The organism is Paracoccus onubensis, from assembly GCF_003591515.1.
GTDB lineage: Bacteria > Pseudomonadota > Alphaproteobacteria > Rhodobacterales > Rhodobacteraceae > Paracoccus > Paracoccus onubensis.
Genome location: NZ_QZCG01000004.1, coordinates 130,425 through 142,740, shown reverse-complemented (window position 1 = coordinate 142,740; position 12,316 = coordinate 130,425). Strand labels below are relative to the sequence as shown.

Below are 12,316 nucleotides of genomic sequence, written 5' to 3'. Positions count from 1 at the left end.
TTGTTTTTATATCGCTTATCAATTTTTCCCCCTGCTTCCCATCGGTCTTTGGCGCCGTTGGTTGTTCTTGCGGAATTCCGTCAGTTTCAAACAATCTTGAGGGTCATGGCAAGCCCTATCCTCAACAGCCTCTCGAAGTTCAGCTTTGACATTCCGCGGTCTCGCGTTAGCCTCGATTCGGATCGATTGGCCGGGGATAACGGATGCTGGACGAAAAACCTCTTGTTTCCATTGAAAAACTGCGGGTCGAGTTCGAGACGAATGACGGTGTCGTCGTCGGCGTCAGGGATGTCAGTTTCAATATCAAGCCCGGCGAATGCGTCTGCGTCGTGGGGGAATCCGGTTCCGGAAAATCGGTCAGTTCGCTGTCGCTGATGAGACTGGTCGAGTTTGGCGGCGGCGCCATCACCAACGGCCGGCTGATGTTCGATACTGGCAAAGGCGAGGCGATCGATCTCGCAAAACAGGATACGCCGGTCATGCGGGATATCCGTGGCAATATGATCGGCATGATCTTCCAGGAACCGATGACCGCGCTGAACCCGGTTTTCACCGTCGGCGATCAGTTGACCGAAGGGCTGATCGAGCATCGGGGCCTGAAAAAATCCGATGCGCGCGCCCGTGCGATCGAGCTTCTGAAACAGGTGCGTATCCCCGAGCCCGAGCGTCGCCTTGATCAGTATCCACATGAATTATCCGGCGGTATGCGCCAGCGGGTCGTCATCGCGATCGCCATGGCCTGCGAGCCGCGCCTGCTGATCTGCGATGAGCCGACGACGGCGCTTGACGTGACCATTCAGGCCGAAATTCTTGCCCTGATCGACAGGCTGAAACGCGAAAAGCAGATTGCAGTCATGTTCATTACCCACGACATGGCGGTGGTCGCGCAAATGGCGGACCGCGTTGTGGTGATGTATCGCGGCGACAAGGTCGAGGAAGGCAGCGCCGAGCAGATCTTTGAAAATCCGCGCGAGGATTACACCAGGATGCTGCTGGCCGCTGTGCCGCGGCTGGGCGAGATGACCGGCAAGCCCGCGCCCGAGCGTCTGCGCCTGATGCATGACGGCAGCTTTGGCGAGCCAGAGCCGATTATTGTAAAGGATCCCCGGCCACTGCTGACGGTCAGCAATCTGACCACCCGTTTCGCCGTCAAGGGCGGCATCCTTCGTCGCACGACGGCACTGGTTCACGCGGTCGAGGATGTTTCCTTCACCATCAATTCCGGCGAAACCATGTCGCTGGTCGGTGAATCGGGCTGTGGCAAATCCACCTGCGGGCGTTCCCTTCTTCGACTGGTCGAACCGGAATCGGGTAATGTCGATCTGGACGGCACCGATATTCTGGCCCTGTCGCAATCGGGTTTGCGCAAGGCGCGGCGCGATATGCAGATGATCTTTCAGGATCCCTTTGCCAGTCTTGACCCGCATATGAAGCTGTACGATCAGGTGGCCGAGCCGATGCAGAATTACGGTATCGGCAGCCGTTCGGAACGCGAGGACCGGATTGCCGCGCTGTTCGACCGGGTCGAACTGCCCCGCAGCTTCATGCGCCGCTATCCGCATGAAATGTCGGGCGGCCAGCGTCAGCGGATTGCCATCGCGCGCGCCCTTGCCCTGAATCCCAAGCTGATCGTGGCGGATGAGGCGGTGTCGGCGCTTGATGTCTCGGTTCAGGCACAGGTGCTGAACCTGCTGATGGAATTGCAGCAGGATCTGGGTATCTCGATGCTGTTCATCAGCCACGACATGGCCGTGGTGGAACGGGTCAGCCATCATGTCGGCGTCATGTATCTGGGCCGGATCGTCGAGATGGGAACCCGGGCTCAGGTCTTCGAGAACCCGCAGCACAGCTATACCAAGCAGCTGATGCTGGCCGTCCCGGTTGCCGATCCGCGCCAGAAGAAGATCAGCGAAGATCTGAAATTCAAGCCGATCCCGTCACCCATTTATCCCATCGGTCATGTTGCGCAGCCATCGGTCTATGCGGAGGTCGCGCCCGGGCATCGCGTACTGATCGATCCGGTGACGCATTCATGAAGGGCAGCCCGCCCATTTCTTCGGCGGCACCGCCAGAAATCAGAGACGATCTGCCCAAGGCTGCCGATGCCGTCGTGATTGGCGGTGGCATCGCCGGGGTTACGACGGCGCTGTATCTTGCCCGCGACGGCTTGTCGGTTGTCCTGTGCGAGAAAGGGTTGATCGCTGCCGAACAATCCTCGCGCAATTGGGGCTGGGTCAGGGCGCAGGGCCGTGACGAGGCCGAGTTGCCGATCATGCTGGCCGCGCGGCAATTATGGCGTGGCCTTGCACAGGAAATCGGCGGCGAGCTTGGGCTGACGGCATGCGGGGTCAGCTATCTCGCCCCGGATGAGGCCACGCTTGCGAAATATGAGCAATGGCTGAAAATTGCCCATCCGTATGGTCTGGACAGCCGGATCATGGGCAAATCGGAACTTTCCGGGAAACTGCCCAACGACATGGGATGGGTGGGCGCCCTGACCACGGCTTCGGATATGCGCGCTGAACCCGGCGTCGCGGTTCCGGCAATCGCGCGGCTGGCTGCACGTGAAGGGGTCGTTATTCGCGAACATTGCGCGGTCCGCGCCATCGAGACCTCGGCCGGGCAGGTGTCGGGCGTGATGACGGAAGACGGGCCGGTCAGGGCCGATCGTGTATTGCTGGCCGGCGGCGCGTGGTCAGGGCTGTTCGCGGGCAATGCCGGGCTGTCCCTGCCGCAATTGTCGGTACGGGGAACCGTGGCTGCGACCGAAGCAATCCCGGAATTCTGGGCGGGCGCGGCGGCCAGCTCTGCTTTCGCCTTTCGGCGTCGCGCCGATGGCGGCTATACGCTCGCTCCGGGCACGGCGCATGACTTCTGGATCGGTCCGTCCGCGTTCCGGCATCTGCGACAGTATCTTCCGCAAATCCGCCGCGATCTCGGCCAGACCCGGCTGCAGCTTTTCGCGCCGCGCGGCTATCCCGACGCCTGGGCGGTGCCGCGCCGGTGGGATGCGGACCGCAACTCGCCTTTCGAGGCGATGCGCATCCTGAATCCCGATCCCAATCCCGCCCGTTTAAGGCAGCTTCAGGACGATTTCGCCAGGGCATTTCCGCAAATCGGTCGCCCCCGGATACGGGCGGCCTGGGCGGGTATGATCGACACCATGCCCGATCAGGTTCCGGTGCTGGACGAGACGCCGATACGCGGCTTCTTCATCGCGACCGGCCTGTCCGGCCACGGCTTCGGTATCGGTCCCGGAGTGGGCCGGGTCATGGCCGATCTTATCCGGGGCGGGGAAACGCAATTCGACCTATCCCGCTTCCGTTTTGGGCGCTTTTCGGACGGTTCGGAGATTATTCTTGGTCCCGATCTGTAGGCTGGACGCCATATTCCAGCCTCTTGCGCAAACTGCAATATGGTCGCATCCTGTTCGAAGAAGGAGAACATCATGCCAGTCAAAAACCGTTTTGCAGAACTTCTGCCCGAGATTACCGCGTGGCGACGCGATTTCCACGAGAACCCGGAACTGCTTTATGACGTTCACCGCACTGCCGGAAAGGTTGCCGAGCTTTTGCGCGAATTCGGCTGTGATGAGGTGACCGAGGGAATTGGCCAGACAGGTGTTGTCGGTGTCATCAGGGGCAAGACCGACACGAAGGGCCGGGTGGTCGGGCTTCGTGCCGATATGGACGCCCTGCCGATCATCGAGCAGACCGGGCTGGAATATGCTTCGAAAACACCGGGCAAGATGCATGCCTGCGGTCACGATGGTCATACTGCGATGTTGCTTGGCGCGGCGAAATATCTGGCCGAGACCCGCAATTTCGATGGCACCGCCATCGTCATCTTTCAACCCGCCGAAGAAGGCGGTGCGGGCGGCGAGGCGATGATCAAGGATGGTCTGGCCGAGCGCTGGGGGATCAATGAATTCTATGGCATGCACAACATGCCCGGTATTCCCACCGGCCAATTCGCGATCAAGCCCGGCGCGATGATGGCCGCAGCCGATCAGTTCGAGATCACCGTGACCGGCAAGGGCGGTCATGCCGCCAAGCCGCATGAATGTATCGACACGACGCTGACGGCCGCTCAGATCATCGTCGCGGTGCAATCCGTCGTGTCACGTAATATCGATCCGCTGAAAAACGCCGTGGTTTCGGTTTGCGTCGTTCAGACTGACTCGACTGCGCATAACGTGATCCCGCAAGTCGTCACGCTGAAGGGTACCGCCCGCAGCCTTGCCCCCGAAGTTCGCGATCAGCTGCAAGAGGGGATCACACGCGTGGCCACCAATATCGCGGCCGCCATGGGCGCGAGTGCCGAGGTGGATTACCAGCGAGGCTATCCGGTGACGATGAATAATGACGAAGCGACCGGGTGGGCCGCCGATGTCGCGCGCGAGATTGCGGGCGAGGTCAATCTTGACATGCAGCCGATGATGGGGGGCGAGGATTTCAGCTATATGCTGAACGAGCGTCCGGGCGCCTATATCTTTGTCGGCAATGGCGACACTGCCATGGTCCATCATCCGGCCTATAATTTCAACGATGATGCGATTCCGGCCGGGTCAAGCTGGTATGCCGGCATGATCGAGGCGCGGATGCCTGCTGCCTGAGGGGGCAGGGAGCATCCCGGCCTGCTTACAGCGTTTCACGCCTGCCTGCTTCCTTTCCTCCTCCTCTTCTTCTTTGTCCAAATACCTCGAGGGTCCGGGGGCAGCGCCCCCGGCCATCGCGGAATGCAAGTCGCCGGCGTTTCCGATTCAGCGCAACACGCTCCAGAGGGCGGCACAGGATGAAAGCTCCGGCACCATCTGCCGAACCGGCGGCTGTCTCAGGCCGCAAGCGCCGCGTAAATGCCACCCTTTGCCATCAGCTCGGCATGTGTTCCGGTTTCGGCGATACGGCCCTTGTCCATGACGACGATCCGATCGGCATTGCGGATCGTGCCCAGCCGGTGCGCGATGATCAGCGTTGTCCGCCCCACGGCAAGCGCATCGAGCGCGGATTGGATCTCGCGCTCGGTCTGGCTGTCCAGCGCGCTGGTCGCCTCGTCAAGGATCAGGATCGGCGGATTTTTCAGGAAGGCCCGGGCGATGGCGACGCGTTGCTTCTGCCCGCCCGACAGCATGACGCCGCGTTCGCCGACAATCGTGTCCAGACCTTCGGGCAGGCTTTCGATCAACGAGGTGAGTTGCGCCTGCCGGGCCGCGTCGCGGATTTCCTCTTCCGAGGCGTTCAGGCGGCCATAGGCGATATTTTCGCGCAGTGTGCCGCCGAACAGGAAGACATCCTGACTGACCAGCCCGATCTGGCGGCGCAGCCCATGCAGACGCATCTGCGGCAGGGCAAGCCCGTCGACGGAAATGCTGCCCGAACTCGGCTCGTAAAAGCGCGGCAGCAATGCAAGCAGCGTGGTCTTGCCTGCCCCTGACGGGCCAACAAAGGCGATGGTTTCGCCTGCGCGAATTGCCAGATCGATATCTTGCAGGATCGGGCGGCCCTCATCATAGGCGAAGCCGACATGATCGAAGCGGATATCGCCTTTCAGGGCAGGGGCGTCGATGGCATCGGGGGTATCCGCGATCTCGGGATCGGTGGCCAGCAGTTCCTGATAGCGGCGGAAGCCCGCGATGCCGCGCGGATAGGTCTCGATCACGGCAGCGATCTTTTCCAGCGGACGATAGAAGACATTGACCAGCAGCAGGAAGCCCACAAAACCGCCGGTGGACAGACTGCCTGCCAGAACGAAACCGGCCCCGACCACCATCACGACCACCTGCACCAGCCGCAGCCCCATATATTGCAGCGCCGAGGATGCCGCCATGACCCGATAGGCATCCAGCTTGGCCTGACGGTAACGGATATTGTCCCCGGCAAAGAGGTGGCTTTCATGCGCTTCGTTCCCGAAAGCCTGCACGACGCGCACGCCGCCCAGCGTTTCTTCCAGCCGGACGTTGAAATCGCCCACACGGGAATAGATGGCCTTCCATGTCCGGGTCATTCGTCCGCCGTAGAAGATCACCAGCGCCAGCATCGCTGGCACGACGAACACCACGATCAGCGCGAGTTTCGGGTGAAGCCAGAACATCAGAAGAAACGCGCCGATAAAGGTCATTATCGCGATAAAGGCATCTTCGGGACCGTGATGCGCGACCTCGCCGATTTCCTCCAGATCGCGGGTGACCCGGGCGACAAGCTTGCCGGTGCGGGCGCGGTCATACCATTTCCACGACAGCCGGGTCAGGTGGTCGAAGGCGCGGGCGCGCATCTCGGTCTCGATATTGATGCCCAGCTTGTGGCCCCAATAGATGACGATGGTCAGCAATCCCGCATTGATTGCGTAAAGCAGCAGCAGACCGGCGGCGGCGATTACCGTCAGCGTCCAGTTTCCCTGCGGCAGCAGCACGTCGATAAAGCCCGTGATCGCCAGCGGGAAGACCAGTTCCAGCAGACCCGAGACGGTTGCACAGCCGAAATCCAGCCAGAACAGCCCAAGGAAAGGCCGATAATATGAAAAGAATTCGCGCAGCATCTGGACCTCTTTTCAGGCGGGGATGGCGACCTTCTGGCCGTCGGGCCGGGTCAGCACCTGCATAGGCAAGCCGTAGATGGCCTGCAATGCCTCCTCGCGCATCAATTCATCCGGACTGCCCTGCATGGCCAGCTTTCCGCCCTTCAGCGCGACGATGTGGTCGCAGAACCGGGCGGCCATATTGACCTCGTGCAGCACGATCACGGCATTGCGGTTCTGCGCGTGGCACATGCGCCGGACAAGGGTCAGCACCTCGACCTGATGCGCGATATCCAGTGCCGAGATCGGCTCGTCCAGCAGCAGCGTCCCGGCCTGCTGCGCGACCATCATCGCCAGCCATGCCCGTTGCCGCTCGCCGCCCGACATCGTGTCGACCAGTTGATCGGCAAAGGCGCCCATGCCGCATTCCGTCATGGCCTGCTCGACCGCGTCGTGATCCTGCGGGCCGAAGCGGCCCATCGCGCCATGCCACGGATAGCGGCCAAGCGAGACCAGTTCGCGGGTATTCATGCCCTCGGCCGGAGGCGTGTGCTGGGGCAGGAATGCCAGCCGGCGGGCATAATCCCGGGCGGACCAGTCCTGTAACGCGCGGCCCTCGAGTTCGGTCCGGCCAAGGGCGGGAATTTGCCGCGCAAGCACTTTGAGCAGGGTCGATTTGCCTGAACCGTTATGCCCGATCAACGCGATCACCTGCCCGGCAGGCAGGGTCAGCGAGATGTCGTCCAGCAGCCTGCGGCCCGGAACATCGACGGCCAGATTTTCGATCTGAAACAGCGTTGCGGTCATGATTTCGATCTCATCATCAGCCAGATCAGCCATGGTGCCCCGATCAGCGAGGCGAAAAGACCAAGCGGCAATTCATAGGGAAAGCCCGCCATGCGTGCGCCGAAATCGGCGGCGAGCATCAGAAGCGCACCGATCAGAGCTGCGCCGGTAACATGATCTCCGGCGCGGGCCAAGCCCATGCGGCGGGCCATATGCGGGGCCATGAGACCCACGAAACTCAACGGTCCGACCAGCATCGTCGCTGCCCCCGTGGCGATTCCTGCCAACAGGATCAGCGACAGCCGGGCGAGTGCCAGCGGCAGACCCAGCCCTGCGGCGACCCCGGTTCCCAGTGGTAGAACCGCGAGCCAGCGGCGCATGGCAAGAGTGGCGGCCCATACCGCAACTGCCACTACGGCAAGCGAAACCGCGGCTGCCATGCCGATTCCCGCGGATGAGCCACTCAGCCAGCCGAGGATTTGCCATGATTGCGGGCTGCCTGTCGCCATGATGGCTGACAGGACCGATGCCGCAAGGGCCGAAACGGAAATTCCCGCCAGCAAGACCCGTTCTGCGGGCATGTCGCGATGGCTGACGAAGATGGTTACCAGCGCCAATGCCAGCGCTGCGCCGATCATCGCCCCTGCACCAAGGGCAAGGCTGGTCGGTGCGGCGAAAGCGAAAACCGCTGCGGAATAGCCAAGTGTCGCGCCGCCCGAAACGCCCAGCACTTCAGGCGAGGCCAAGGGGTTCGCGGTCAGCCGCTGAAGCATCGCACCGGCCAGTGCCAGCGCCGCTCCGGCAGAGGCCGCCGCGATCAGGCGGGGCAAGCGCATGGGCAAAAAGGCGGTCAGGCTCTCCCAATCCAGCACTGCCCAGCCATCCGGCACGCGTCCGATCCAGATCAGCATGAACGCCGCCACGGCAAGCAGCACGGTCAGGCCAGACAGGATCCGTCGCGGATAGGCAAGACGCGGGGCCGGACCCTCGGCGCGCTCGGTTCCCGGTGGGGTGGAGCCGCGCAGCCGTGGCAGAAGCCATAGCAGCAGCGGCCCGCCGAACAGCCCGGTCAGGGCGCCGGTGGGAAACATCTCTCCGGTTACGCCTGCGATCGTCAGCACCAGTCCGTCGCAGACAGACAGGATCAAGGCTCCGACCACCGGCGACCATATCAGCAGCGGCTTGATCCCGCGCGCCCCGGCAGTCCGGACAAGGGCAGGAGCGGCCAGCCCGACAAACGCGATCAGGCCGAGTTCGGCCGAGACCGTGGCGGCAAGCCACACCGCCAGCCCCGCCGCCATCAATCGGACAAGCGCGACATTCATCCCCAGCCCCGCCGCGCCTTCGGCCCCCAGCGACAGCACGTGCAAAGGGCGGGACAGCAGAGCGGCAAACAGCCCTCCGCCCGCCACGACAAGGGCAAGCGAGCGCACGCCCGACCAATCCTGCTGCACCAATGCGCCTCCGTTCCAGATCACCAGCGACAGCAGGTAATGGCCCTGGGCAAGGGTGATGGCTGTGGCAATCGCGCTGGCGGTCATTCCGACCAGCATCCCGGCGATTACCATCGTGACCGGCGCGAAATTCCGTCGCGCCCCGATCATCAGCACCAGCCCGGCAGCCAGTCCGGCACCGGCCATGGCGACGGGCCAGCGACCGACCGCCAGCAAATCCGGCGCAAGGATCGTCGCCAGCACAAGGGCAAGCTGCGCGCCCGATGAAATGCCAAGCGTCGTCGGATCGGCAACCGGGTTACGCAGCACCGCCTGAAGGATCGCACCCGACAGGCCAAGCGCCGCCCCGGCCAGCAATGCGATCACGCCGCGCGGCATCAACCCGAACGCCAGCAGGATTTGTTGCAAATCCATGTCATCGGGCGTGAAGGGCAGGGCGGGCCATTCCGGCCATGGCAGCAACCGAAGCGCCGCCAACCCCCAAAGACCAATGGCGAGCATTGCCGCAAGCGGCAGCCATATGCGCAGATGACGGCTCATATGCCGGTCGGCCCGTCATGAAGCGCCTGCTCCAGCAACCGGGCGAAGCGCAGTGCCGAAAGGGTGCCTCCGAATGCATTGATATCGGGCAGATGGTAAACCTGTTCCTCGCGAACCGGGGGCAATGCCTGCCACAGGATGCTGCGCGACAATCCCCGGCGCGCCTCGGGCGGGATCTCTCCGACGATGACCAGTCTTGCGTCGGGCATATCGGCCAGCCGTTCGATGGGCACCGGGGCAAGGAAACTGAATCTGGTTCCTTCGCTCCAGGCGTTGCTTAACCCGATCCGGGTCAGCGTATCCCCGAACATGCTGTCGAAGCCGAAAGCGCGCAGATGCCGCGCATCTCCGATATTGACCAGACAGACAGGGCGGTCGGCGAAACGCGCCACGGCAGCGGCATGACGATCAAGGGCGGCCTGAGTGTCGTGCAAGGCACGCTCGCCCGCGCCGGGATCTTCCACTGCCCGAGACATTGCCTGCAATGCATTCAGAGCCTTGCCCAGCGGGGGTTCATTCGGCGTGTAGAATGGCAGCGTCAGGACCGGCGCGATGGTTTTCAGCCGCTCTTCGTAAAATGTGTAATAGGGCGAATTCAGGATCAGATCGGGGCGGGTCAATTGCAGCAGCTCGAAATTCGGTGAACCCCGCAGGCCCAGATCGGTGACCTGGTCCGGGATCTCGGGCTGAACGGCGTCCGAGCGGTAACGGACCAGCTCGCAGGCGGCGACCGGCATGTGACCGATCGCGACGGCGGTTTCCAGCATCGCCCAGTCGATCGCGGCCAGCCGGGGTTTCGATGTGGCCGCCCGCAAAGGCGAACCCGCCGCCAGCACGAGGCCGGCGGCGGTTAGGATATCACGACGGGAAGGGCGAAATTGCATCGCCCCGCCTGCTACCATTTGTAGCTGACTTTGGCGGCTACAGTCCGGCCTTCGCCGTAAGAGCAATAGGAAAAGCCGCAAGACGCTACATAGACCTCATCGGTAAGGTTGCTGATGTTCAGCGAAGTCTCGATGTTGCCACGGGTATAGGACGCCCCAAGATCAACCAGCGTAACACTGTCTATCTCTTGCGTATTCGCCGTATCAGTAAAACGTGAACCCAGATGACGCAGACCGCCTCCGACGCGCAAACCGTTGCCGAAGTCGCGGTCCAGCCAGATGCTTGCCAGATGTTTTGGAGCATTCGGCGCAGCCTTGCCGTTGCTGGGATCGCCGTCCGGCGCCACCTGCTCGGTCTTGTTATAGGAATAGGCAGCGCGCAGATTCCAGCCGCTTGCTATCTCTGCCGTAGCTTCAAGCTCAAGGCCGCGCGATTTCACCTCGCCGATCTGCTGGTAACGGGTCGGTGTGGTGTCAGGAATGGCGAATTTCGCATTGGTCCGGCGCAGATCGTAGACCGAGGCCGTAATCAGGCCGTTAAATGCCGTCGGTTGATATTTGACGCCAAGCTCCCATTGCTTGCCCTTCGTCGGATCAAGCATCTCGTCGTTGATATCAAGCCCGGTCTGCGGATCGTAGGATGTCGCATAACTGATATAAGGCGTCACGCCATTCGCAAAGACATAGGCCAGACCGGCACGGCCAGTGACCTCGTTATCCTTGAATTCGGCGGGGTTGCCATATTGCTCGCCAGTTTGTTTGACCCAATCATAGCGAAGCCCGAATGAGCCGCGCCAGTTATTATAGGCAATTTCATCCTGCACATACAGGCCGACCTGTTTGAAGGTGATGCTGCCGGCACTCGGTTCACCAGAAAACTCCGGATAAGCCCCGAAATAGTCCGGATTGCGCAAGTCCAGATCCGAAGCGGTGCCAAAATGGCTGCTTTCATCCGCCTGATATTTCAACGCATCGAGGCCGACCAGTATCTGGTGGGTCGCCTGTCCGGTCGTGACCTCACCTGACAGGCGGGTGTCAAGACTGACGGTGTCGCTGTTTTCAATCTGGTGACTGGAACCGCGGGAAATGACGTTAGGGTTGTTGTCAAGCACGCCGTTTGCGAAAGTGCTTTTGTACTCCCAGTCGAGACTTTCGTAACGGAAACCCTGACTCAGCTTCCAGCCATTGTCCAACTCGTGGCTGACCTCGACACCGAGGTTCCACAACTCGCGGTCGCTATCATCCCAGTTTTTCTGGCCAGTATAAAGCTCGCGCAAATAATCGTGATCAACATCCGGATTGAGCGCCAGCGCGGCAGGCACGCCCGTTGGCGAGAGGGGCGAGTCTTTTGTATAGGATGCCAGAAAATCTATCGTGGTTGCATCATCGGGATTCCAGCGAATTGCGCCAGCCAGATAACCCCGTTTGTTGGTCAAATCATCGATCTGGGTGCTTTCATCTCGGCCAATGCCGGTTAGGCGCCAGGACAGGGTATCAGAGACCTCACGGTTCACGTCAAAGAACAGTTGCGCACTGTCGTTGCTGTCATAGCCGATGCCTGTTTCGCCGAAATTACCTGATTGCGCACGCTTTTGCAGCTGGTTGATGACACCTGCGGGTGACCCGGAACCATAAAGCGAGGATGAAGGGCCGCGCAGAACCTCGATCTGTTGCATCCCATAGGTTTCATATGACAAGGCGCCAAAATAGCGGAACTGCCGAAGGCCGTTCACATATTGAGCACTTTCCGCCGAAAAGCCGCGAAAGGTAGGGTTGTTGAAACGCGGGTCGGCACCAAAGGGTTGTGACAAAACACCCGAGGTGTAGGACAGCGCTTGCCCAAGATTTTCCGCCCCCTGATTCCTGATCTGCTCATTCGTGACGACCGAGACAGATTGCTGTTGTTCGGCCAGCGGGGTGTCGGATTTCGTGGAGATCTGGGCGTAAGAGGCCACGTAACCCTCAGCGGCTGTTTGGATGTCCGTCGTCGCGGTTAATACGATGGGGTCAAGAACAGTGACCGGTTGTTCCGTCTGGGCCATGGCGGCAGAGGCAAGGGCGATGCCACTGGCACCGGCAAAGAGTAACACGAGCGAACGGGACATGATCGAAACCTGTTTTGACCGAAATATGATTGAG

General features: G+C 61.4%; 8 protein-coding genes. 3 read left to right on the top strand and 5 right to left on the bottom strand.

Annotated elements, in window-relative coordinates; all coding sequences use genetic code 11:
• Window positions 1–203 precede the first annotated feature (203 nt).
• The 3 genes from D3P04_RS07280 (at window position 204) to D3P04_RS07270 (ending at window position 4,615) form a co-directional block, all read left to right on the top strand.
• Window positions 204–2,036 (top strand): ABC transporter ATP-binding protein, encoded by a 1,833-nt coding sequence (locus D3P04_RS07280; RefSeq protein ID WP_119747384.1) that lies wholly within the window; start codon window positions 204–206, stop codon window positions 2,034–2,036.
• Entirely contained in the window at window positions 2,033–3,376 is a 1,344-nt protein-coding gene (locus D3P04_RS07275) for an NAD(P)/FAD-dependent oxidoreductase (protein ID WP_119747382.1), read from the top strand. Before D3P04_RS07280 ends, D3P04_RS07275 begins: the two co-directional genes overlap by 4 nt.
• A 72-nt stretch (window positions 3,377–3,448) precedes the next feature.
• Window positions 3,449–4,615 (top strand): M20 aminoacylase family protein, encoded by a 1,167-nt coding sequence (locus D3P04_RS07270; RefSeq protein WP_119747380.1) that lies wholly within the window; start codon window positions 3,449–3,451, stop codon window positions 4,613–4,615.
• Between the two features lie 218 nt (window positions 4,616–4,833).
• Here D3P04_RS07270 and D3P04_RS07265 read toward each other — a convergent pair whose 3' ends face one another.
• From D3P04_RS07265 to D3P04_RS07245, 5 genes are read right to left on the bottom strand one after another with little or no spacing between them, the layout of a single operon-like run.
• Complete coding sequence (locus D3P04_RS07265; protein ID WP_119747378.1) at window positions 4,834–6,534, bottom strand: ABC transporter ATP-binding protein; 1,701 nt, start codon at window positions 6,532–6,534, stop codon at window positions 4,834–4,836.
• A 12-nt stretch (window positions 6,535–6,546) separates the two neighbouring features.
• A complete protein-coding gene (locus D3P04_RS07260; protein WP_119747652.1) occupies window positions 6,547–7,320 on the bottom strand; it encodes an ABC transporter ATP-binding protein in 774 nt (257 codons plus the stop codon).
• Window positions 7,317–9,293, bottom strand: coding sequence for a Fe(3+)-hydroxamate ABC transporter permease FhuB (gene fhuB, locus D3P04_RS07255; protein WP_119747376.1), 1,977 nt, complete (start codon window positions 9,291–9,293; stop codon window positions 7,317–7,319). The genes D3P04_RS07260 and fhuB overlap by 4 nt, the downstream gene beginning before the upstream one ends.
• Complete coding sequence (locus D3P04_RS07250; RefSeq protein ID WP_119747374.1) at window positions 9,290–10,195, bottom strand: ABC transporter substrate-binding protein; 906 nt, start codon at window positions 10,193–10,195, stop codon at window positions 9,290–9,292. The genes fhuB and D3P04_RS07250 overlap by 4 nt, the downstream gene beginning before the upstream one ends.
• Window positions 10,189–12,282, bottom strand: a complete 2,094-nt coding sequence (locus D3P04_RS07245) for a TonB-dependent siderophore receptor (protein WP_119747372.1) — start codon at window positions 12,280–12,282, stop codon at window positions 10,189–10,191. Before D3P04_RS07245 ends, D3P04_RS07250 begins: the two co-directional genes overlap by 7 nt.
• Window positions 12,283–12,316 lie beyond the last annotated feature (34 nt).

Excerpts from the sequence above, each read along its gene's own strand:
- D3P04_RS07245 (WP_119747372.1), bottom strand. The coding sequence starts at position 12,282 with ATGTCCCGTTCGCTCGTGTTACTCTTTGCCGGTGCCAGTGGCATCGCC.
- D3P04_RS07265 (WP_119747378.1), bottom strand. The coding sequence starts at position 6,534 with ATGCTGCGCGAATTCTTTTCATATTATCGGCCTTTCCTTGGGCTGTTC.
- D3P04_RS07260 (WP_119747652.1), bottom strand. The coding sequence starts at position 7,320 with ATGACCGCAACGCTGTTTCAGATCGAAAATCTGGCCGTCGATGTTCCG.
- D3P04_RS07250 (WP_119747374.1), bottom strand. The coding sequence starts at position 10,195 with ATGGTAGCAGGCGGGGCGATGCAATTTCGCCCTTCCCGTCGTGATATC.
- D3P04_RS07280 (WP_119747384.1), top strand. The coding sequence starts at position 204 with ATGCTGGACGAAAAACCTCTTGTTTCCATTGAAAAACTGCGGGTCGAG.
- fhuB (WP_119747376.1), bottom strand. The coding sequence starts at position 9,293 with ATGAGCCGTCATCTGCGCATATGGCTGCCGCTTGCGGCAATGCTCGCC.
- D3P04_RS07275 (WP_119747382.1), top strand. The coding sequence starts at position 2,033 with ATGAAGGGCAGCCCGCCCATTTCTTCGGCGGCACCGCCAGAAATCAGA.
- D3P04_RS07270 (WP_119747380.1), top strand. The coding sequence starts at position 3,449 with ATGCCAGTCAAAAACCGTTTTGCAGAACTTCTGCCCGAGATTACCGCG.